The organism is Acinetobacter sp. 1125_18A, from assembly GCF_052824985.1.
In genome coordinates this window covers 79,557-101,140 of record NZ_VTDG01000006.1, presented here as the reverse complement: position 1 = coordinate 101,140, position 21,584 = coordinate 79,557, and the positions used below count along the sequence as shown (strand labels likewise).

General features: G+C 38.9%; 20 protein-coding genes. 10 read left to right on the top strand and 10 right to left on the bottom strand.

What is annotated here, in order from left to right; all coding sequences use genetic code 11:
* Positions 1 to 28 precede the first annotated feature (28 nt).
* Positions 29 to 3,448 carry an Rne/Rng family ribonuclease gene (locus FY049_RS12355; protein WP_419338343.1) on the bottom strand — a complete coding sequence of 1,140 codons (3,420 nt, stop codon included), beginning with the start codon at positions 3,446 to 3,448 and terminating at the stop codon, positions 29 to 31.
* Between the two features lie 770 nt (positions 3,449 to 4,218).
* On the opposite strand from FY049_RS12355, the gene FY049_RS12350 reads away from it, so the two are divergent.
* The 4 genes from FY049_RS12350 to FY049_RS12335 all read left to right on the top strand — a co-directional run bounded on the left by FY049_RS12350 (position 4,219) and on the right by FY049_RS12335 (position 7,424).
* Positions 4,219 to 5,157, top strand: coding sequence for an RluA family pseudouridine synthase (locus tag FY049_RS12350; RefSeq protein WP_446083777.1), 939 nt, complete (start codon positions 4,219 to 4,221; stop codon positions 5,155 to 5,157).
* Positions 5,158 to 5,310: 153 nt separating this feature from the next.
* Positions 5,311 to 5,979, top strand: coding sequence for an HAD-IA family hydrolase (locus FY049_RS12345; protein ID WP_004818744.1), 669 nt, complete (start codon positions 5,311 to 5,313; stop codon positions 5,977 to 5,979).
* 80 nt (positions 5,980 to 6,059) lie between these two features.
* Entirely contained in the window at positions 6,060 to 6,761 is a 702-nt protein-coding gene (locus FY049_RS12340) for a helix-turn-helix transcriptional regulator (RefSeq protein ID WP_034611595.1), read from the top strand.
* Between the two features lie 57 nt (positions 6,762 to 6,818).
* Positions 6,819 to 7,424, top strand: coding sequence for a glutathione S-transferase family protein (locus FY049_RS12335; RefSeq protein ID WP_096732858.1), 606 nt, complete (start codon positions 6,819 to 6,821; stop codon positions 7,422 to 7,424).
* 139 nt (positions 7,425 to 7,563) lie between these two features.
* On the opposite strand, the gene FY049_RS12330 is transcribed toward FY049_RS12335, so the two are convergent.
* The 3 genes from FY049_RS12330 to FY049_RS12320 all read right to left on the bottom strand — a co-directional run bounded on the left by FY049_RS12330 (position 7,564) and on the right by FY049_RS12320 (position 10,269).
* Positions 7,564 to 8,235, bottom strand: coding sequence for a DUF1345 domain-containing protein (locus FY049_RS12330; protein WP_056516824.1), 672 nt, complete (start codon positions 8,233 to 8,235; stop codon positions 7,564 to 7,566).
* Between the two features lie 124 nt (positions 8,236 to 8,359).
* The gene (gene hcaR / locus FY049_RS12325; protein ID WP_446083776.1) at positions 8,360 to 9,268 is read right to left on the bottom strand and encodes a DNA-binding transcriptional regulator HcaR; all 909 of its coding nucleotides are present in this window, start codon (positions 9,266 to 9,268) and stop codon (positions 8,360 to 8,362) included.
* A gap of 542 nt (positions 9,269 to 9,810) precedes the next feature.
* Entirely contained in the window at positions 9,811 to 10,269 is a 459-nt protein-coding gene (locus FY049_RS12320; protein WP_004718150.1) for a GNAT family N-acetyltransferase, read from the bottom strand.
* A gap of 128 nt (positions 10,270 to 10,397) precedes the next feature.
* Between FY049_RS12320 and FY049_RS12315 the strand changes: the two genes are divergently transcribed.
* The 4 genes from FY049_RS12315 (at position 10,398) to FY049_RS12300 (ending at position 13,765) form a co-directional block, all read left to right on the top strand.
* Entirely contained in the window at positions 10,398 to 11,336 is a 939-nt protein-coding gene (locus tag FY049_RS12315) for a cation diffusion facilitator family transporter (protein ID WP_004818752.1), read from the top strand.
* A gap of 2 nt (positions 11,337 to 11,338) precedes the next feature.
* On the top strand, positions 11,339 to 12,469 hold the full coding sequence (locus tag FY049_RS12310; RefSeq protein ID WP_081409385.1) for an MBL fold metallo-hydrolase: 1,131 nt from the start codon (positions 11,339 to 11,341) through the stop codon (positions 12,467 to 12,469).
* A gap of 56 nt (positions 12,470 to 12,525) precedes the next feature.
* Positions 12,526 to 13,050 (top strand): hypothetical protein, encoded by a 525-nt coding sequence (locus tag FY049_RS12305; protein ID WP_446083775.1) that lies wholly within the window; start codon positions 12,526 to 12,528, stop codon positions 13,048 to 13,050.
* A 64-nt stretch (positions 13,051 to 13,114) separates the two neighbouring features.
* Entirely contained in the window at positions 13,115 to 13,765 is a 651-nt protein-coding gene (locus FY049_RS12300; protein WP_239046538.1) for a hypothetical protein, read from the top strand.
* A 2-nt stretch (positions 13,766 to 13,767) separates the two neighbouring features.
* On the opposite strand, the gene FY049_RS12295 is transcribed toward FY049_RS12300, so the two are convergent.
* From FY049_RS12295 to FY049_RS12280, 4 genes are all read right to left on the bottom strand, one after another.
* A complete protein-coding gene (locus FY049_RS12295; RefSeq protein ID WP_105714048.1) occupies positions 13,768 to 14,166 on the bottom strand; it encodes a DoxX-like family protein in 399 nt (132 codons plus the stop codon).
* Positions 14,153 to 14,599, bottom strand: coding sequence for a thiol-disulfide oxidoreductase DCC family protein (locus tag FY049_RS12290; protein WP_446083774.1), 447 nt, complete (start codon positions 14,597 to 14,599; stop codon positions 14,153 to 14,155). The genes FY049_RS12295 and FY049_RS12290 overlap by 14 nt, the downstream gene beginning before the upstream one ends.
* Before the next feature lie 102 nt (positions 14,600 to 14,701).
* On the bottom strand, positions 14,702 to 16,222 hold the full coding sequence (locus FY049_RS12285; protein WP_004718136.1) for a catalase: 1,521 nt from the start codon (positions 16,220 to 16,222) through the stop codon (positions 14,702 to 14,704).
* 507 nt (positions 16,223 to 16,729) lie between these two features.
* Positions 16,730 to 17,365 (bottom strand): TetR/AcrR family transcriptional regulator, encoded by a 636-nt coding sequence (locus tag FY049_RS12280; RefSeq protein ID WP_034611615.1) that lies wholly within the window; start codon positions 17,363 to 17,365, stop codon positions 16,730 to 16,732.
* Positions 17,366 to 17,445: 80 nt separating this feature from the next.
* Here FY049_RS12280 and FY049_RS12275 point away from each other — a divergent pair, with 80 nt between their 5' ends.
* The gene (locus FY049_RS12275; protein WP_446083773.1) at positions 17,446 to 19,104 is read left to right on the top strand and encodes an acyl-CoA dehydrogenase family protein; all 1,659 of its coding nucleotides are present in this window, start codon (positions 17,446 to 17,448) and stop codon (positions 19,102 to 19,104) included.
* Between the two features lie 212 nt (positions 19,105 to 19,316).
* Here the strand turns inward: FY049_RS12275 and FY049_RS12270 are convergent, their stop codons facing one another.
* On the bottom strand, positions 19,317 to 19,511 hold the full coding sequence (locus tag FY049_RS12270; protein WP_004718119.1) for a hypothetical protein: 195 nt from the start codon (positions 19,509 to 19,511) through the stop codon (positions 19,317 to 19,319).
* Positions 19,512 to 20,035: 524 nt separating this feature from the next.
* Complete coding sequence (locus FY049_RS12265; protein ID WP_446083772.1) at positions 20,036 to 21,061, bottom strand: OmpA family protein; 1,026 nt, start codon at positions 21,059 to 21,061, stop codon at positions 20,036 to 20,038.
* Positions 21,062 to 21,388: 327 nt separating this feature from the next.
* On the opposite strand from FY049_RS12265, the gene FY049_RS12260 reads away from it, so the two are divergent.
* Complete coding sequence (locus FY049_RS12260; protein WP_151957446.1) at positions 21,389 to 21,577, top strand: DUF7230 family protein; 189 nt, start codon at positions 21,389 to 21,391, stop codon at positions 21,575 to 21,577.
* Positions 21,578 to 21,584 lie beyond the last annotated feature (7 nt).

The following is a 21,584-nucleotide window of genomic DNA, read 5'->3' as shown; positions in this document are numbered from 1 at the left end:
CGCTACATTTTAAGCAAATTTTTAAAAATTACTCATCCGCTGGCGGTGTTGCTTTTTTTGGCGGGCGGCCACGAGGGCGACGAGGGCGGGCAGGTTTTTCATCTGTTGCCACATTGTCTGCCTTTTGTGCATCTTCATCTACACCAGCTTCAGCAGTCGTATCTAAAGCAAGCGATTGTTGTGGCTTTTTCGCCTTTTCAGTTGCAACAACTGCTTTCTCAACTGACTTAGCAGGAGCTGCTTTAACCACTTGAACTTCCACAGGCGCTATTTCAACTGCCGTTTCTACAGGTGTTTCAGCTTGCACTTCTTCTGCCTGAGTAACCACAGGTGCGGCTTCAACTGGACTTGCTTGAATCTCAGTTTTCACTTCTTCTGGTTGTTGCTCAAGTTCAGCTTGATGCTCTTGCTTTGCTTGTACAGCCGCTTGTTTTGCTAAACGACGACGTTCACGAGGATCATTCGCTACACGGCGATCATTCTCAGGCTTCGGTGGCGTTAAGTCTAAAACATCAGCAGGTTGTGCTTCTGGTGCTGCTTTAGAGATAGCAACATCACGTGTTACAGGCTGCTTGCTTTGTACATCGGTCTTTTCTACCACAGTTAAGGTCGCTGAATATTCTTCAGTGAATTTAACTAACGCGCGATTGAATGTTGGAATTAATCCAAACTGTTCAATCAATACCGCACAGTCATCACCATAGACATGACGAATCAAAGTTCCCACTGTGTACTGATTTAATGTCGGTACTTGAGATGGTGCGATTTTAGGCGCTGCCGCTTTTGCTTGAGCAGCGTCACGTTGTTGACGGCGTTTTTGGCGCGGGTCATTGCTGGCACGTTGCACAGGCTGTTCTGCTTGAACCTCTGCTGCTGCAGGTGTTTTTGCTTCAGTAGTTACAGCCTGGCTTTCTACAGCCGGTGCAGTAGCTGGTTGAGCGTCTACGCGAGGTGCTTTAGCAACAGTTTCAGCTTTTTCATTGCGATCATGACGCTTCGGCTTGTTGCTTGCTGGCGCAGCAACTTGTTGCGGGTTTAATGCCACAATTTCACTTTGAGCTTGATCAAGGTTAACCACTAAAGCTGTTTCAAGTGCTGCATGCTTCGGGGTGTCAATGAGTTCAACCTTAGGTTGTTTCTCTTGAGGTTGATTATGCTCTACAGGCGCATTGTTGTTTGGCGCTTGTTGTTGCTCATCATTAAACACGCTGCTATCGCGATGACGATTTGGGCGGTTTGGACGTTGCTGATGGTTACGATCACGACGTGGAACAGCTTGTTCAGCATGATTCGTTTCAGCATTTTGATCATGCTGTTGACGTGGCTGCTTTTGCTGACGACGTTGATCACGTTGTTCCTGACGCTGTTCTTGGCGTTGCTCTTGACGAGGCACCTGAACCACTTCTTCAATCACTTGATGTTGATCAGTGTTTTGTTCACGTGACTCTTTGTGCTTGTTGCGATTTTTGTTTTTATTGTTGTTGTTACGCGGAGCTCGTTCTTCTTTCTCACCCTGTTTTTCATATTCACGCGGTTCTTGTTTTTGAACAGGTGCATGTGAAAGATAAGCATTGGTTTCAGCAATAACTTGAGCTTCAATTGCAGCTGGCGCGCTATTGCTATTTACTTGGCCAAATTGACCACGGCTTACAGCACCACCGTTAATCATTTGTTCAATGGCTGCAGCGGCATTGTTTGCAGTACGTGATTGGTCAACAGTTGCTGCTTGTTTTTGTACAAACAGATTTTCTAACCAAGCACATGGGCTAGAAGCAGGTTGAGCAACTTGTGCTTGAACCGCTTGCTGAGCTTTTTGAGCTTGAGCAGGTTGTTGCTTTCTGTTTTGCTTATTGTTTTGTGCTTGAGCTGGCGCAGCATTGTGTTGCGTTTGCTCTTCTTCCAAATGCCATTCAGATGACTCATAGCCCAATTCTTTTTCGCTTGAACGGGTAGCTTCAGTACGTTCATAGCTAGTTGGCGCAAAACCTTCTGGGTTATATGAGATTTCGTAATGTGGCGTTTCTAAATGTGGATGTGGCAGTACAGTAACACGCACATTTGACGTTTGTTCTAAGTAAACCAGACTGTGACGCTTTTCATTCAATAAGAATGCTGCAATCTCAACAGGCACTTCAACTTGAACTTCACCTTGACGTTCACGTAATGCAATCTCTTCAACTTTACGCATAATTGAAAGAGAAAGAGAACGTAGATCACGTACCATACCTGTGCCATGACAGCGAGGGCATACATAACCTGTAGCTTCTTCAAGAGATGGGCGTAAGCGTTGACGGCTCATTTCCATTAAACCAAAACGTGACAATTGACCGAACTGGATACGGGCACGATCACTTTGCGTCGCTTCACGAAGTTTCGCTTCAACCATACGTTGGTTGCGTTCTTTGGTCATATCGATAAAGTCGATCACCACCAAACCACCAATATCACGTAAACGTAATTGGCGAGCAATTTCTTCAGCTGCTTCTAAGTTGGTGCTGAGTGCAGTTTCTTCTACATCATGTCCGCGTGTTGATTTCGCCGAGTTGATGTCGATTGAAACCAGTGCTTCAGTTTGGTCGATTACAATTGAACCGCCTGAAGGAAGTTTAACTTCACGTTCATAAGCTGTTTGAATTTGACTTTCAATACCAAAATGCGCAAATAACGGTTCATTTAACGTATAGGTTTTTAACTTATCCAATTGATTTGGCATTACCGCTTTAACAAAGTTATAGGCTTCGTTATAGGCTTGCTCTGAGTCAATTAAAATTTCTGCAACATCATCACGTAAATAGTCACGGATAGCACGCGTCACCACACCAGCTTCTTGATGAACAAGCATTGGTGATGGACCAGAGTTTGCTGTACCTTGGATTTGTGCCCACAGGTCTAACAAATGTTGAAGATCAAGTTGCAGTTCTTCTTGTGAACGGCCAATCCCTGCTGTACGAACGATTACGCTCATACCACGTGGGGTATTTAATGACGCCAACATTTCTTTAAGTTCTTCACGAACTGAACCCGAAATTTGACGACTAATACCACCACCTTTCGGGTTGTTCGGCATCAAGACTAAATAGCGACCAGCAAGGGAAATATAAGTTGAAAGTGCAGCGCCTTTGTTGCCACGCTCTTCTTTTTCAACTTGAACCAAAAGTTCAGTGCCTTCAGTGATGAGTTCACGAATATTTGATGTTTGGCGAGGGTCTGCCTTGTAGTAGGTATTGGCAATTTCGCGCATCGACAAGAAACCTTGACGACCCGCACCATACTCTACAAATACAGCTTCTAAAGAAGGCTCTACGCGAGTGACATGGCCTTTATAGATATTGGCTTTCTTTTGTTCACGTGTACGGTTTTCTAAATCGAAATCGTAAAGACGGTGACCAGTGATGAGTGCAACGCGAACTTCTTCGGCATGTGTTGCATTAATCAACATACGTTTCATGGGTGTAACACCTAATAGTGATTCACACCAACAACTCGCTATCTTTTTTAAGTGAAGCGAACATCTAAAATATTGGATCAATGCTCAAACCACGGATACATCCAATATGATCTGAGTAATTTACCCACTTGTTTTGAGCAAGGTTGGGTTTGATGCCTGTATTGATGCTGCAATACTTCTTTAATCTTTGCACGATTAAAGTTTTGAGCTCTTCACTGGCACTTAAGTGGTGCATTGGATGACTGATTTGATTCGTCTTTCACTATCACATTGCTCGAAGAGCATCTCAACTTTTGTGAGAGCGTCTTGATACGGAATTATCATCGTACCTTTACAAATTGTGCAGTTCCAATGCCTCAAACACTTATGTCCTGAATAACACTCTACAGCGACTTGCCTGATGTGTATCAGTTTATGTTTAAAAACCAACGTCTGGGTTGGCGACATATATTTTTAAACAAACTGATTTCTGTACTTTAAGTACAATTAAACGCAACAGTTTGTCTTTTTGCCGATATAATAAAAGCCTTCGGCGTCGGCATATTCTTTTGGGACCTTTCCGCATCTGTCGTGAATTTTATCGTTTGTGTCACGCTTTCATTTTTAAAAAAGGGTGGCACTAAATTTCACTTACGGTGGTATCCGTGCGCTGACTATAGCAAACCTTGAATCATCTGCCTATGGGCTATATGCTTATTTTGTATGAAAAGCATAGTCTAAATGATCAGTTTTTAATCAAATTTTAGTTTTTTATTGGATCACCTAACTGTATGAATTCTACGCAACAATGGCAAAATGTAACTTGGTTTGAAGTAGACGAGCATCAAGAAGGCCAGCGCATCGATAATTTCTTATTTACTCGCCTGAAAGGTGTGCCGAAAAGCCGTATTTATCGTTTAATTCGTGAAGGTCAAGTGCGCGTCAATAAGAAGCGTATAAAAGCAGAAACTAAGCTAGCGATTGGCGATCAAATCCGTGTTGCACCTATTCGCTTTGAGCAAAAAGACGAAACTGATGCACCTGTATCCGATAAGGTTGCACAAAGCTTACTCAGCCGTGTGGTGTATGAGGACGAAGGTTTATTGGTGGTCAATAAGCCGTCTGGAATTGCCGTACATGGTGGAAGCGGTGTGGCATATGGCTTAATTGAAGGCTTACGCGCGGCAACTGGTAAAAAATATTTGGAGTTGATTCATCGTATTGACCGCGATACTTCGGGTCTGGTGATGGTGAGTAAAAAACGCAGCACATTGAAGGTGCTACAAGATATGTTGCGTGAGCATAAAATTAAAAAAACCTATGCTGCGATTGTTAAAGGTCAAGTGAGTTTAGATCAACAGTTGATTAATCAACCTTTATTGCGCTATGAACTGTCCAATGGTGAACGTCGTGTACGTGTCTCAGAAGAAGGTAAAGAATCTAAGACACAATGGAAAGTTGCCGAGCGCTTTATGCATGCGACACTGGTCTATGCTTCTCCACTGTCAGGTCGTACCCATCAAATTCGTGTGCATGGTTTAAGTATTGGTCATCCTTTGGTGGGCGATGATAAGTATGGTCATGAAACAGAGTATCGTGGACCAAAAGCTCGTCGATTGAGCCTACATGCAATGCGACTTGAAATTCCTGGTTATCCTGTGATCGAAGCGCCTTTACCCGAAGATATGCAAAGCTTGGTTGCACAATTAAGAGCACAAAAGAAAGATTAATTCGATCTTGCTGCTCACTTTATCTTTTACACAAAGGGAACTTGTTTTATGAAAAGTTCCCTTTGTGTTTAAAAATGCGTTAGCTTGTCATGTAAAGTGCATAAGATCTAAATATTAGTCATGCATAAACTGAGCAAATATTGGAAATAATTCATGCAAAAACCTGTAGAACTTATCATTTTTGATTGGGATGGCACTTTATTTGATTCAGTTGGGCAAATTGTGGCGAGTTTATTGGTTGCTGCAAAAACCTTTGACCAACCGTTAACAGCTGATGCTGCGAAAAGTATTATTGGTTTAGGTTTACCTGAAGTTGCTCAAGTGTTATTTCCACAAGTCCCTGAGTTACACACTGAAATTTTGAAATGCTATGGCGATCATTATGTTGAGCATTCCAAAGATGATTTGTGGTTCGCTGGTGTCTCTGAAATGTTGCATGATTTAAAAAATCAAAATATCAAATTGGCAGTTGCAACAGGGAAAAGCCGTCGTGGTTTAGATCGTGTTTTAGCTCAGACCCAGAGTCAGGATTTATTTGAGATCACCCGTGCAGCGAGCGAAACCAAATCCAAGCCAGATCCATTGATGTTGGCTGAAATTTTAGATTACACTGGAATTTCGGCGGAGCAAGCCATTATGGTGGGCGATACATCTTATGACTTAGAAATGGCACAGAATATTGCCATGCCACGTGTTGGGGTGAGTTATGGGGTGCATGCGATTGATGTATTACAGCGTTTTAATCCGCTGACGATCGCGGATAACGTCGATCATTTACATCAGTTTTTAACTCAACAGCTTAAGGCCAGTGAAGTTGCTTAGATGCTGTTTTTACGCTGTTTGCAGATTGCCCTCAGCGTAAACTTAGATAAAACCAAAGAGATATAATAAGAAAATTGACCATGAGCCGTTCTATTCGATTACTCACTTTATTACAACTTTTACGTGAACAGCGTTATCCCATTACCGCGCAATGCTTAGCAGAACATTTGGAAATTAGTGTCCGAAGTGTTTATCGGGATATTGAAAGTTTACGTGACCAAGGTGTCAATATTGAGGGCAGTGCGGGCTTAGGATTTCAGCTGAAAGAAAACTTTTTACTGCCTCCGATGAGTTTGGATGAAACGGAAGTCGAAGCAGTGTTTTTGGCATTGCATTGGTTAAGGTCAGTGCCGGATCCAGCATTGAAAAATGCTGCACATTCAGTTTTGGCCAAACTCAATGCGGTATTGCCCAAGAATAAACAAGAACTGATTGATGAAACCATGCTTCGGTCTATCAACCATTGGCTTGTGGTTGATGAAAAAATTGTCGAACAAGTGCGTCTAGCTATTCGTTATCAGGTCAAGATTGAAGTGCATTATTTAGATGAAAAACAAAATATCTCTAGCCGTATGCTTTGGCCTTTTGTCTTAGGGTATTTCAATGACAAAATGTTGTTGGCTGCATGGTGTGAATTACGTGAGGATTTTCGAAATTTTCGTTTAGATCGGATTCAAAAATTAACTGTGACCGAAATCATTTACCCAGAGTTTAAGCGCCATCTTTTTCAGGCATGGTGGCAAAAAGAGCTGCAAAAAAAATCCATGCTCAAAAGCTCCTGACAAAAACTGACACAGCCGCCCTTTATATTCAATACACCACTATAAAGGAATGGAAAAATGGGCTTAAAACTATATAGCAACGCGCAGTCTAGAGGTCTTGTTATTGAATGGCTACTGATTGAACTGGGTGCTGAATTTGAAAAAATTGAGTTGGCTTATCACACTGAAATGAAGTCGGAATCTTATCTAAAGATTAACCCATTTGGCAAAGTACCCACCTTAGTCGATGGCGATGTGGTGATTTACGAAATGCCTGCAATTTGCGCCTATTTGGCAGATAAGTTTTTTGATCAAGGACTTGCACCAGCATTGGATGATCCAAAACGTGGCTTGTATTTCCGTTGGTTATTCTTTGCTGCTGGACCGTGGGATGCAGCCACGACGGATCGCGCATTAAAAGTTGAGATTACCGACGAGCAAAAAATGCATATTGGCTATGGAAACTTTCAGGACACCTATACGGCTTTAATTCAGGGCTTGGAGCAGGCTCAACCATATCTATGTGGTGAGCAATTTACGGTAGCCGATGTGTTTGTTGGTTCCATGTTATTTTGGCAATTGAAGATGGCAGAGATTGAAAGCCATCCTGCAATTGAAAAATATCTTAATTCAATCAAAAGCCGAAAAAACTTAAGAAATAATCAAGCACTTTTTAGCGACTAAATCATCAAGACGATGCAAACTTAGCATGATCTCGTGCTGGGTTTGCATTGAGGTTTTTTAGTCACATTCAAGCGCAGAAAAATGATAAAAAAGCTTTGGAGATTGGCTTTTGGTGTTAACCCCTCTATTTTTACTTCAGTTAAATAAAACCTGCGGCAACATTAATACAGATCGCCAAAATTGTGGTGTTAAATCCATACGCCAAAAGGATATGGAGAATATTTAAAACGCGCATCGAACGAGATGTAATCGATACATCTGCTGTTTGTGCAGAAGTACCAATGACATAACTAAAATATAAAAACTCAGGGTAGGTTGGTTTAGGTGTTTTTGGAAAGTCCAATCCACCATCTTGATGATTTTCCACTGCCAAATAAAAGTCATGTGCATAGTGAATAGCAAAGATAGTATGCATAAATAACCATGCAAAAATGATGGTAAAAATTGCTAAGGCGATATGTCCTGCTTTAACTCCAGTCACATCGGGCAAATGTGCCAATTCAATAATAATGGCAATAAAACACATGATGAGTGAGAGCACAACCAACAGCAAAATGATCCATTTGCTGGCATCCTGCTGCTGAGCACGCTTTAAAATATGCGCTTGATTGGTTGCCCAAAGCATTTTCATGGTCAGGATTAAATAGACCAGGGTGGCAATATTCCAGCTGAATAACAAATTGGTTGACCACTGCCAGTCTGTGCTCAAAGACATCCCCATATACACAACTGCTGTGAGGAGAAAACTAATAAAGAAATATGGGCGAGACTGAATGCCTGATCGAAGTTGGTGAAATGCACGTCCTAACATGATGAACACCGCCTGAGTTAAAGATTGATGGATATTTGAGCAAAGAAAATGAGCATTAAGTTCTATTGGTTTAAGTCGTCATATTAAAAAATAAGCCTACGCTCTATGTCTTGTCGCAGCGGTCTTATTTTTGCTCTAAACGATTGATATCCAGATAAAATACTTTGGTTAATAGTTCAATGAATTTTTGTATCGCAACAGAGCCAGCACTTTTTCGATAACTTACATACAAGTCTAGATAGGGAAGCTCAATATCTAAAGGTCGAATGACGGTGTTACTGTTGATTAATGGCGCAATATAGCTTGGCAAAATTGTACAGCCTAAGCCCGCCCCAACTGAATTAATATTCAATGAAATATTGTCAGCTTTTTGGACGATATTCAATTCAATATGATTATGTTTGGCAAACTCTAAAATGGTGTTGTGCAAAGTCGTGGATTGTTCTTCAGCAGGAATAATAAAATCGATCCCATTGAGCGCTTTAACAGGGATACGTTCATACTTGGCTAAAGGATGATCTTTGGGTAAAACAAAAATTAACGGCTCACGGAGCACAAATTTACTTTCGATTTCATCATTATGAAAATTGTGCCTGCTAAAACTGATATCTAGCTCACCCTTTTTCAATGCACGCATTTGTTCAAGGTTATTTAAGCTTAATAACTCAATTTTTAGCTCAGGATTTTGTACCCTTAAATTTGGTAAGACATAAGGGAAAATCTTTATTTCAGCCACGGGTACAAACCCAATCCTTAACAATAGCTGTCTGGCTTTGGAGACCTGTCTTGCCATAGCAACAGCCTTATCGGCTTGTGTTAAAGTTAAGCGTGCTTGCTCTAGAAAAACAGCACCTTCTTCAGTAAGTTCAACTTTACGCTTGGTCCGATTTAACAGCCGAACACCGACATCTTCTTCAAGATCTTTGATCTGTTGGCTGAGTGAGGGTTGTGCTGTATAAAGTCTCAATGCTGCTTTGCTAAAGTTGAGTTCTTCAGCCACAGTAATGAAGTATCTCAGATGTCGTAATTCCATATAACGCGTCCAAAGAATAATCCAAAAAATGTCTTACTAAGATTTTCAAAGAGTATAATCTATAAACAACTGTCAGGTGAAGACGATTATAGTATTTAGAAAATAAATGAACTTTTTAAAATCATTGTTATTTTAATATAGAAAATAACATAGCGAATAATTGATAAAATATCTTAATTAAAACAAAAAATATTTCTCTAAGCTCTAGTCTAGAAGCAATCAACTGTACAAAGTTACATCAATTGATCTACGGCCCTTACTTGTCATAAGCGTACTTTCAGGAATGGAAAAATTGATATCGATGTTTTAATTGAAGTATCTCGTCATCAATCTATAGAGAACCAGATTTATATGAACGAACATTTGAAAAGTGGTTGATTGCACTGGTTTAAGTTGTTTCAATCTGTCTGATAAACATGATCATGCTGAGAATTACAAAAACCGACTTGGAGATAGGGTAAAGTCGGTTTGGTATTTATGGATTCTAAAGTTGATGAGGGTGTTCATGCTGATGTTTTTGATATCACTTTATCTCAAAACGTTTAGACGGATGGCTTCTTTAGTTTCAAATGCAAAATTGGAAATGGATTACCTTCAGCATCAAGTTCCGAACGCGCAATTTGTTGGAAGTTATGTTTCTTATAAAACTCCAAAGCACGAATATTTTGTTCGTTGACATCTACCTCATGCGCACCTAACTCAAGGGCTTTTTGAATGAGCATGGAACCAATGCCTTGATCAAAAAATTTAGGGTCAATAAATAACATTTCAATCTTTTGATAAGCCAATCCCATAAACCCAACGATTTGCCCTTCACGTTCCACATGAAACAACTGCACATGATCAAAATAATGATGCTGAATGATGAGCGTTTTAATTTGTAAGATATGCTGTTCGTTTAAAAAGTCATGAGTCGCACGTACAGAAGCTTCCCAAATTTTTAATAATTGTGGATGAGACTGCGACGGAGTATTTAGAATATTGGTTAAATTGGGTTCCATAAAAGATTCACTCAATTGTGAAAAGCAACAAAAAATAAAGAAAAATCACAGATAGTTTCGCTAATATGAAGCAGGACAGATATAAAAATCAAATTGATGTATTTGATGATAAAAAAACAGGACAATAAATGTCAGATTCCAACAAAATTGTTGTATATGCAGCACTTTTGGGCAATTTAGCCATTGCTCTGGTTAAGTTTGTTGCCGCTTATATTACAAATAGTTCGGCGATGCTTAGTGAGGCAGTCCATTCTGTCGTAGACACTTTAAATGAAATCTTATTGCTGTATGGTTTAAAAAAATCACAACAGCCTGCAAATTATCATCACCCCTTTGGTTATGGAAGAGAGTTATATTTCTGGGCCTTTATTGTCGCATTGTTGGTTTTTGCTTTAGGTGCTGTGGTTTCAATTTATCAGGGTATTCAACATATTCGTCATCCAGAAGTTATACAATCCCCATTGGTCAATTATGTGGTACTCGGGTTTGCGCTGCTTTGTGAAGGCACTTCATGGTTTATTGCGTTGAAAACATTTAAAAAGACCAAAGGTCAAATGGGATATTTTGAAGCCTTTCGTCGCAGTAAAGATCCGACAACCTTTACTGTTTTATTTGAAGACTCAGCAGCTTTAATTGGTTTAATCATTGCATTGCTGGGAATATTTTGTGCTCAGCAGTTTAATTTACCCGTTTTAGATGGTGTGGCTTCGGTACTGATTGGTGTTGTCTTAGCCATCTCAGCCCTGCTTTTGGCAAGGGAAACCAAAGGGTTGTTGATGGGTGAAACAGCAGATCCAAAACTGCGTCATAATGTATTGAAAATTGCTCAGGAAGATCCTGCCGTGTATTCAGCAAATGGCGTACTGACTGAACAAATGGGTGCACATCAAGTGATTGCTTCTTTAAGTCTAGAGTTTAAAGATAGTTTAACTTCAGATGATATCGAAGCCTGTGTGAACAGAATTGAAGCAAAGATTAAAAGTATTCATCCCGAAATCGTGGCATTATTCGTGAAGCCACAAACACAGCAAGTATGGCTTGAAAGAATGAAAGGGCGTTTAGAGTAATCATGTCGAAACAAGAGCCAATGGTCCGTCTTGAAGATACAACGGTACAAGACAACACAATGCAAAATAAGACTGTTCCATCTCAGCAAGTTCAACAATTGCATTATCGAATTGATACTGAAAATTGTCTGTCACATACATGGTATAAACCTGTATTTAGTGTGATTGGTTCAAATCAACACAATGGTGAACGATTCTTTAATGAAGTACGTAAACCACAAGGGCGTAGCCGTTGGGATTTGATGAAATGGCTGGGTACCCGAAAATCATATACTTGGAATGTGGATACTCAAAAAGAATCATCAGAATTCTATGCGGCAAAACGCGTATTACCTCAGAATCGACCAGATGCCGATGAGCATGATTGGCAAATCTGGTTTGTGAGCCATGCGACTGTACTGGTTCAAATTGGTCCCTATAACTTTTTAACTGATCCTGTTTGGGCCGACTATGTCAGTCCAAAACATGGGCGTGGACCAAAACGTGTGATTCCTGCTGGAATTGCTTTAGAGCAATTGCCAGAGATTCATGCAGTTTTACTCAGTCATAATCACTATGACCATATGGATTTAGCCTCTTTAAGATGGCTACACAACAAGTTTGCCATGCCAATCTATACAGGTTTGGGCAATGCCTGTTACTTGCCTAAAGAGTTCCATGTGATTGAGATGGACTGGTGGCAATCTGCATTGTTTAAAAACTTAAAAATTATTTATACCCCAGCACAGCATGGTTCGGGTCGTGGTTTACGTGATCAGAATATTGCATTGTGGGGCGGTTTTTCTGTGGTATCGCAACATGGTCATTTCTTCTTTGCTGGCGATACGGGGTATTCACCGCATTTTAAAGAAATTCAAAAACGTTTAGGTTCACCGCGAATTGCGTTATTGCCAATCGGTGCGTATGAACCAAGAGCGCTAATGAAATATATGCACATGAATCCACAAGATGCTTTTCAGGCGCATTTAGATTTACAAGCCAAGCGTTCTTTGGCAATTCATTACCGTACTTTCCAATTGACGGATGAAGCGCGGGAACAGCCTGAGCAGGATTTACAAAAGGCTATGAAGAATTCATCAAAAATGATTAATCCATTCTACTGTATTCGTGAAGGCCGTAAATTGGTGGTGTAGTGGACCCTTATTGAGCCATAAAAATTGAGAGCGCTAAAAAATTGAACACACTAAAAATGATAAAAATCTTATCCAGTACTTTGTTGTTTTGTTTGGTGATGACTTCAGTCGCTGCAAAATCTATAGACCTAACTCAAGCGGCTAAGGTGGATTGTGTTTCAGATGCGCCTTGTGCTGATGGAGATCAGATGACTATGGCAACAGCCGAAGATAGTCCAGCAGCAGATGATACAGAGAGTATTAAACCTCTCAATGAAAAATATGATTTGGAAACGGGTGATGAATGGAAATTAATTCATCAAAATTCAAATAATCAATTTTTTGAAAGTATCACCACAATATCTGATGGTAATCAACTTATTCAAGCTTGGGTTAAAAGTGTGAACCCAAAAAGGCAATACATGATTAATTATTATCAAGTACTGTGTAAGGATCGGACATTTACACGACTTGAGCAGTTTAAAAGTCAGGACGATAAAAACTATAAACTGGTTAAAAAGGTCGAGCATTATCGTCAAACACAACCTTTTAGTCAGGCTGGTGAAATACTTCCAGTTTTGGAAAAGCTGTGTCAGGATTAGGGTGTATTTACCCAAACTAAAAAATAGTGTTGATTCCTGATTGAAAAATCAAGGGAGATGAATAATGAAAATAATCCAAACTTTATTGATGTTACTGGCATTATCTAGTACAGCTTTTGCTGAGACTCAAAATATACAAATTAATCAAAATAATTTTGAGTTGAAAACAGTGATGAATGAAGAAGAAGCTGATTCTTTACGTAAAGATATTGAATTATATCGAAATAATCAAAAGTTGCTCACGCATACAATTTATTCAACCACGGGTGACTGTAGTATTCTCCAGATTGAATTGGGTGATTATGAGATCAAAGAAAACAATATTATTTTTTATAGCTACTGGGCTTCGGGTGATCGGCAGGGACTCTGGACCTATCCTTATGGTGTGCGTAAACAAACCTATACTGTGGATGCAAAGGGTAAAGTGAAATTAGTCAGTGCTGTACTATATGTTGAAGATATTTTGGGTGATCCGCTTAGCACAAACCCAGATGAGGAATACCTTCAATTTTTGCATACCGCTCCAAAAACCAAGCAACAACAACGTGCACTGAGTGAATATATTCAAACCATGCAAAGTGATTATAAAGGTCGATTTGTGCATGGACAGGAACGGGCGCGCTTAATTCAAGAAGTGAAAAGCAAACTTGCCAAGCAAATTGCCACTGAAACCAAAGGATGGAAAGAGCAGTTTGGTACAAATGTGCGAATGTAAGTTTATTCGGCTTTTTGAGCATTGAGAAGTTGAATTGCGACAATAGACAGTGCAGCCATTGCGGTATTCATGATGAAAGGATTAAAACCCTGCGCAAAATAGTGTGGATAAACGATCGCGACAACCAGTAAAAACAACAGCATCGCGATGATATTTAAATAATGCAGAAGCTTTGATTGTCTAAAAATAAGAAATAATCCACCAAATATTATTTCTCCAAATCCTGAGAGTTCAATAAGTCTAGGAATGGGCAACAATTGAATCCCTGTAAATTGCCAAAATTGTTGCTCTTCGATGACTTTATATATGATTTTAGGGATGAGCCCTTGATAAAACCATAATACAGCCAGTGAAATATGAATGGTCAATAGGGCATTCTGAAGTGCTTTAGAATTTTGCATCAATGCTATGTTCCAAGAAATGTTTTTTATTTTCAGATGAAGGCAGTAAACACTGTTTAGTTGTACCAAATAAACGATAGCGATTTAAAGCGACTCGGCGGTATAGAAAATCTCGGATAAATTTGGGTATCCCATAACCCATTTTTAAACATGAAAAAGGCCGTCCTAAGCTTTCAATCACTTTTAAAAACGCAGTGGATTCACTATAGGCTTGCCCATTTTTAATCACCAACATGCTCTCAAATTGCTCAGTGGGCATTTGGTAATGTCTTAAGATGTCTTGCCCTAAAGGTGATTGTACTGAAGTTAATTTAAATTGTGCCTGTGTATCATATTTGATTAAAAACTTTGCCCAGCCATTACATAACACACAGATTTCATCAAATAAAATGATGTCATGTTGTTGAATTATCGCTTCAATTTTCTGTTGCATGGCTTTACTCGCGATTGGGAGTTTCTTCAATATAGTGCATTTATACAAAATAAAAAACCGCCCGAAGGCGGTTTCTATTGAATGACTTTTATTGAGCTAGGCTTATTGAAAACCAGGATGACCTTTACCAGGATCGCTATCGCGTGCAGCTTGTGCATCTGCAACAGTTAAGCCCAAGGCTTTTGCCACGCCTTCACCATACGCTGGGTCACATGCATAACAGTTACGGATATGACGATACTTAATAAAATCAAGTGCATCACCCATCGCACCCGCCGTATTATCAAACAGTGCTTGTTTTTGCGTATCATTCATTAAATTGAATAAAGCGCGTGGTTGGCTGAAATAATCCGAATCATCTTGGCGGAAATCCCAATAATCTGCATCGCCACTGATTTTTAATGGTGGTTCTTTAAACTGAGCTTGTTCCTGCCATTGGCTAAAACTATTCGGTTCATAGTGTGGTAAACCGCCATAGTTTGCATCGACACGGCCTTGACCATCACGGTGATTAGAATGAACAGGGCAACGTGCAGCATTGACAGGAATTTGTTGATAATTCACACCCAAACGGTAGCGTTGAGCATCGGCATAGTTAAATAATCGCGCTTGCAACATACGGTCAGGTGAAACACTGATACCTGGAACTAAGTTACTTGGTGCGAAAGCCGATTGCTCTACATCAAGGAAGAAGTTTTCAGGATTTTTATTTAGCTCAAACTCACCCACATCAATCAGTGGATAATCTGCATGAGGCCAAACTTTGGTAAGGTCAAATGGATGATAAGGGACTTTCTCTGCATCTGTTTCAGGCATCACTTGAATTTGGAGCTTCCATTTTGGGAAGTTACCATTTTCAATCGAATCAAATAAATCACGTTGATTACTTTCGCGATCTTTAGCAACAACCGCTTCTGCTTCAGCATCGGTTAAATTTTCAATGCCTTGTTGGGTGCGGAAATGAAATTTGACCCAAAAACGTTCATTGTTTGCATTGATAAAGCTGTACGTATGACTACCAAAACCATGCATATGGCGGAAGCTTTTTGGAATACCACGATCAGACATTACAATCGTCACCTGATGCAAAGCTTCAGGTAATAATGTCCAAAAATCCCAGTTGTTGGTTGCACTACGTAGATTGGTTTTAGGGTCGCGTTTTACGGCTTTATTTAAATCTGGGAATTTACGTGGATCACGCATGAAAAAGACGGGTGTGTTATTGCCAACGAGATCCCAGTTACCTTCTTCGGTATAGAACTTGAGTGCAAAACCACGAATATCACGTTCTGCATCTGCTGCACCACGTTCACCAGCTACAGTAGTGAAGCGTGCAAACATTTCTGTTTGTTTGCCAATTTGTGAGAATATTTTAGCGCGTGTGTACTGAGTAATATCGTGAGTTACGGTAAATGTACCAAAAGCACCTGAACCTTTTGCATGCATTCTGCGCTCAGGAATAACTTCGCGTACAAAGTTGGCCAGTTTCTCGTTTAACCATAAATCTTGTGCCAGTAGAGGACCACGTGCGCCTGCCGTTAAACTATTTTGGTTGTCTACAACAGGTGCACCAAAAGCCGTTGTCAGATGGGTTACAGGACATTTTTTTGAGTCTTGGCTCATTCTATTTCTCCATTTTTAATTAATCATGTATTCATTTTTGAATAGATGGAATAGATAAAGAATATTCGCTATTACATGACATTAACCGTAATTGAAAAACCAATATAGTGAACAATTGTTAAATCTAATTGATCTAAAAATAAATGATTTGTCATTTATTTTTAGAAACAACTTACCGGTCTTTATCTGCTTTAAAAATATTGTTGATCAAGGAAGAGCAAGCAATGTTTTAAAGCGATAACTTTACTTTAGAGTGATTTTTTATATTTGTGAAATTGATAAAAATATTATTATTGATTTGTTTTGACGATTAATAGGGCAGAGCTCTGTGTACTGATAGAAAAACATTAATTCAGCTTTTATTTACGATAACAATGATGGTTTAAAATACAAAATAAATAAAAATCAATAGATAGTGTTTTTTAGTGAAAATGGACTTGGAAACATTCAGCTTGTCTTCACCCATTTGAAAATATTTTGCTAAACGAAAATTGATAGTATTCAATTTTAGAAAATCTGTTTTTTAATACATATAACGCTGTTTATGATTTGAACCATATCCGCCTCCAAAACTTTCCAATCCTTAAACTCAGGCTCGATCAACAATGTCTGCGAGACAAAACCATAGCAAATTCGTTGTACATTTAGACTCATCTGTTTGAGTTGTTCATCATCCTGAATAAAAGGTTTCAGCATGTTTTGCCACATCTCTACCATCATGGCATAACTTTTTTGATATGTTTCAATACTGGAAACCTGTCGTTCTAACAAGAAAGACTGGGCCCATAAAAATTGTTGTGCTTGAATTTGCTCAAGTTGAAAATGAATGATTTGCTGTAAATAGCTTTGAAAATCTGATTTTGTGGATAAGTCATACACGCTTTGTGCATAACTTTTTAAGACTTCTGCATTGCTTTTTACATGTTGGTGAATGGTTAAAGCAATCAAATCTTCCTTTTTAGAAAAATACTCATAAAACGTCCCTAAACCCACACCAGCAAGATCGGTAATTTCACGAATAGTAATTTTATTGGCAGGATGTTCATGTAAAAGCCGAACAAAGCTTTCCATCAACGCTTCTTGGGTGATACGTGCCCTTGATTGGCGTGGTTTACGACGCACATTGATTGCAGGTAAAGCCATAAAAATAATCCGAACATCCTTGAAGGTATTTTCTTCTATACTGAATGCAATTGGTTAAAACAACAAGACAGGAATTCAGGATGAACACAGCAGAGAATTGGCAAACACATGAAATCAGCAATCAGTTTGACGAACTGCAAAATTATAATTTATTGACTACAGATCAAGTTTTACAAGAAATTTTGCAACGTTATGGCAGTCAGGATCAGCAACGCCTAACTGAGTTTTCAAAGATTGCGGGTTCTACTGAATATTATGAATATGCCGATTTGGCCAATCGACATACTCCTGAATTACATAGTTTTGATGCTCGTGGTCGCCGTAAAGATTTTTTAGAGTTTCATCCTGCATGGCATAAATGGATGCGGCTAAATCGACAATTTGACACACATGCACATCCATTTAATCATCCACAATCAAGTTCAAAATGGGTCGATTGGGCGGCTCGCTTTTTCCTGAGTGGACAAGTCGAGTGTGGCAATCTATGCCCTAATTCTATGACGCTAGGCAGTATTTCCTTAATTCAAAATGAACCTGAATTGTGGGCAAAAGTTGGTGAAAAGCTCTTATCGACTGAATATGATGAGCGTGACATTCCGATTTCTCAGAAAAAATCAATTTGGCTGGGTATGGGGATGACGGAAAAGCAGGGTGGGTCAGATGTGCGCGCCAATGAAACACGGGCTGTTCCTGTAGCTGAGTCAGGACGTGGGCAAGCATATTTACTGACAGGGCATAAATGGTTCTTTTCCGCCCCGATGTGTGATGCACATTTAGTCGTGGCAAAAACTGAACAAGTTGGATTGGCCTGCTTTTTTGTACCGCGTTGGCTGGAAGATGGGACAAAGAATCCAGTTCAAGTGCAGCGACTCAAAGATAAAGTGGGTAATCGCAGTAATTCAAGCTCAGAAGTTGAATTTAAAAATGCTTGGGGCATTATGATCGGTGAAGCTGGGCGCGGGATTCCCACGATTATTGAAATGGCAAACTATACACGTTTGACCTGTTCAGTCGGTTCAAGTGCGATGTTACGTCAGGCTTTGGTGCAATGTATTGCCTATACCCGTCAGCGTAAGGCCTTTGGTAAACATTTGGCGGAACAACCGTTGATGCAAGCGGTATTGGCGGATTTAGCCTTGGAAACAGAAGCAGCCATGCAATTGAGTTTTCATCTTGCGCATTGCTATGAGAGTGATGATGAATTATCTCTGGCATGGAGACGAATCATGACACCAGCAGCAAAGTTCTGGGTGTGTAAGCGTACTGTGGAGTTGACGGGTGAGATGATGGAAGTCTTCGGTGGCAATGGTTATGTCGATACAGGAATCATGGCACGTATTTTTAAAGAAGCCCCTGTAAATACTATTTGGGAAGGTTCTGGTAATGTGATGTGTTTGGATGTATTACGTGCAATCCAACGTGACCGTGAATCAATTGAAGTCTTATTTAAATCATTTGCACAAGTTGCAGCTCAAGATTCAATTTTACAAGATGAATTACAAGCTTTATTTAAATTATTTAGTGGCTTACAAACAGATGAATTGCAATTTATGGCACGTAGCTTAGTCAGTCGCTTGGTCGTCTTGGCACAAGCTATCTTACTGAAACAACATGCACCAGATTTTGTTGCGGATGCTTTTATTGCAACACGTTATAGTGCGTTTTATGGACGCGTGGTCGGAATGTTAGATGCACAAACTGTGGATGTAAAACGTTTGTTAGATAGAGCTTTAGCTTAATCCCTTCGAAAACGTAAAAAGCGGCATTATATAAATAATGCCGCTTTTTTAAGCCACTTTTATCAAAGTTCAAGCTTGGGATGTGTAATCGAAATTACTTTTGTTTTTTAAGCTTTTTTTTGAGCTTTTTCAATTTACCTTCGTGTTTGGAGATTTTTTCCAAACGTGCTTTGATTTTCTGCTTTAAAGATTTAACTTGCTTAGACATCATGTTACTCCTTAGTTTGAGTATCCGTTGGCTGATGTTTTTTGATAAAACTACGGATAAATTTTCTTAACTCACGTGCTGCACTGGTATCCATCGTTTCACAGAGTTGTAAAAACTGGTCACGCTCAGCACTGTTAATGCGAATTAAGAGTTGCCCATCTTTTTTATTCACCTTTGTCTTTTTGGGTAATTCAGCCATGACGTATTTATCCCCAAAGGTGATAATCAAAAATGTATATACAATATATATGCATTTTTAAAATTTGGCAAATTTATATTGTTGAAAATATTTAATATTTTTGTATTTTATTGAAAGTTTTTGTAATTGAACTTTTATTTCAGCAAATAAGTTGTTGTTATCGCAGTTTTTATCTTTTAATAAAAATTTGTTTGTGAATGGAAGAATCAACAGTAGATTACAAGCGGATGCATTGCAATTTATGGTACGTCGCTTAGTCCGTCACTAGGTCATCTTGGCAGAGATTATTTTACTGAAATAACATGCACCTGATTTTGTTGCGGATGCTTTTATTAAAACACCTTATAGTGTGTTTTATGGACGAGTGGCTGGAATGTTATATGTGCAAGCTGTGGATGTAAAACGATTGCTAGATAGAGTTTTACTGTGTACATCGTGTATGTAGTGAATAAGCTATTTTTAAAAGAAAACCCATTTATTTATAATGGGTTTTCTTTGTTCATTGAACTCAGCATTTCACCGAATTAATTAGATTTAATCAGCTCAACTCTACGATTTAAAGCTTTACCGTCTTCAGTTGAATTATCCGCAATAGGGTGTGTATCTCCCAAGCCTTTGGCTGTTAAACGGCTTTTTTGAATTCCTGTATTATTGGTTAAAGCCTTAACAACAGCATTTGCACGTTGTTCTGAAAGCGTTTGATTATGTTTGGTATCACCTGAATTATCTGTATGACCATTAATACTCAATTTGAGTTCAGGGTTGTTTTTTAGCAGTTGAATGACTTGTTCAATTTGGGGGTGAGAGTCAGGCAAAATATTCGCTTGATCCGTGGCAAAGTTAACCTCAATATTGACTTTATTGTCCTTATCCAAAGCTGTTTTGAGTTGGTTTTGACTTAATGCTTTAGCTGTAATTTCAACAGGTTTAGTTTCCGCGACGAATAGGCCAGCATGTCCATTCCCTGTCTGTGTCAATTGGAACCAAATATTTTTATTCGCTTGACGTATCACAAAGGTCTGTGTCGGGTTATTAAAAACATCTCCCAATCCTGCAACATAATCGACTTGGAATTTTTGTGGGATCTTTTCTAATTCTTGTTGAGGAATTTTACTCTGTGTAATTTGTTTGCCACCCAATTGCTGGATTACATTTTCCAAATTACGTTGCAATTCTAAAAAACTTCCTTCTTTATAATTTTCATTTTGTTGAATGGCTGCACTATACAATTGACCTTCAACATTTTCGATATGTTGACCTGTCCAAAATGGTATTTTCTCAAAACTTACGGTTGTTGCTTCGTGAAACTGATAGCCATTTGGCAAAGAAATATATGGAAACTGACCGAGTGTAATATTTGAAATTGGAATCTTGGAGAGATCAAAAGTGTTCTCTGTAGATTCAGTTTTCACGGTTTTAGATGGTACAGAACTCGCACTTGATTCAGTTGTTATGACTTCCGCTTTCTCTGGTTTACTACATGCGATTAAACCAAGTGTAGGAATAACCAATAATAGTAGAAAACTCGATAATTTCTTTTGATTGAACACATGATCCTCCAGTTCTAATTCATTACCCTATATTTTATTGAGCATATTTATATTCAAATTTCTTTAAATACTATAGATAACAATACTCATGAATTACATGAAGTTTTCAATCTGATTTGTAAAATTTTAATTAAATTAAAGATGATCTTCTGATGATTAAAATCAATTTGAGATAAATCTGAAAATTTGCCTTGATGCAATAGGTAAAAAGAGTGCAATAGGAAATAGTGACAAACTTGATCAATACAAATACTTGTATTCTACACAAAAAAGCGTAATATCAGATTCCCACTGATTAGGTGGTATACAGCAAAATAGGTAAAGAAAATGGCAAAGAAAAAAGCAACGCCAGAGGTTGTGATTCACAACTTTGTGGCCAAACACATGCATGAAGTCAACAAAAGCCAAGTGTTTGTAGATCGTAAAAAGAATGCAAAACGTGGTTATGATAAACACAAAAAAGGTCGATATTCTGATGATTATCGGCCTTTTTTGTGGACTGCAATTTTTGCTTGAATAATTA

What these genes read in the sequence shown, in the direction of transcription:
- FY049_RS12340 (WP_034611595.1), top strand. Translation starts at nt 6,060, where the DNA reads ATGAGCCGTTCTATTCGATTACTCACTTTATTACAACTTTTACGTGAA.
- FY049_RS12280 (WP_034611615.1), bottom strand. Translation starts at nt 17,365, where the DNA reads ATGGCTTTACCTGCAATCAATGTGCGTCGTAAACCACGCCAATCAAGG.
- FY049_RS12290 (WP_446083774.1), bottom strand. Translation starts at nt 14,599, where the DNA reads ATGCAACAGAAAATTGAAGCGATAATTCAACAACATGACATCATTTTA.
- FY049_RS12310 (WP_081409385.1), top strand. Translation starts at nt 11,339, where the DNA reads ATGTCGAAACAAGAGCCAATGGTCCGTCTTGAAGATACAACGGTACAA.
- FY049_RS12275 (WP_446083773.1), top strand. Translation starts at nt 17,446, where the DNA reads ATGAACACAGCAGAGAATTGGCAAACACATGAAATCAGCAATCAGTTT.
- FY049_RS12305 (WP_446083775.1), top strand. Translation starts at nt 12,526, where the DNA reads ATGATAAAAATCTTATCCAGTACTTTGTTGTTTTGTTTGGTGATGACT.
- FY049_RS12345 (WP_004818744.1), top strand. Translation starts at nt 5,311, where the DNA reads ATGCAAAAACCTGTAGAACTTATCATTTTTGATTGGGATGGCACTTTA.
- FY049_RS12285 (WP_004718136.1), bottom strand. Translation starts at nt 16,222, where the DNA reads ATGAGCCAAGACTCAAAAAAATGTCCTGTAACCCATCTGACAACGGCT.
- FY049_RS12300 (WP_239046538.1), top strand. Translation starts at nt 13,115, where the DNA reads ATGAAAATAATCCAAACTTTATTGATGTTACTGGCATTATCTAGTACA.
- FY049_RS12270 (WP_004718119.1), bottom strand. Translation starts at nt 19,511, where the DNA reads ATGGCTGAATTACCCAAAAAGACAAAGGTGAATAAAAAAGATGGGCAA.
- FY049_RS12335 (WP_096732858.1), top strand. Translation starts at nt 6,819, where the DNA reads ATGGGCTTAAAACTATATAGCAACGCGCAGTCTAGAGGTCTTGTTATT.
- FY049_RS12330 (WP_056516824.1), bottom strand. Translation starts at nt 8,235, where the DNA reads ATGTTAGGACGTGCATTTCACCAACTTCGATCAGGCATTCAGTCTCGC.
- FY049_RS12315 (WP_004818752.1), top strand. Translation starts at nt 10,398, where the DNA reads ATGTCAGATTCCAACAAAATTGTTGTATATGCAGCACTTTTGGGCAAT.
- FY049_RS12355 (WP_419338343.1), bottom strand. Translation starts at nt 3,448, where the DNA reads ATGAAACGTATGTTGATTAATGCAACACATGCCGAAGAAGTTCGCGTT.
- FY049_RS12320 (WP_004718150.1), bottom strand. Translation starts at nt 10,269, where the DNA reads ATGGAACCCAATTTAACCAATATTCTAAATACTCCGTCGCAGTCTCAT.
- FY049_RS12260 (WP_151957446.1), top strand. Translation starts at nt 21,389, where the DNA reads ATGGCAAAGAAAAAAGCAACGCCAGAGGTTGTGATTCACAACTTTGTG.
- FY049_RS12350 (WP_446083777.1), top strand. Translation starts at nt 4,219, where the DNA reads ATGAATTCTACGCAACAATGGCAAAATGTAACTTGGTTTGAAGTAGAC.
- FY049_RS12295 (WP_105714048.1), bottom strand. Translation starts at nt 14,166, where the DNA reads ATGCAAAATTCTAAAGCACTTCAGAATGCCCTATTGACCATTCATATT.
- hcaR (WP_446083776.1), bottom strand. Translation starts at nt 9,268, where the DNA reads ATGGAATTACGACATCTGAGATACTTCATTACTGTGGCTGAAGAACTC.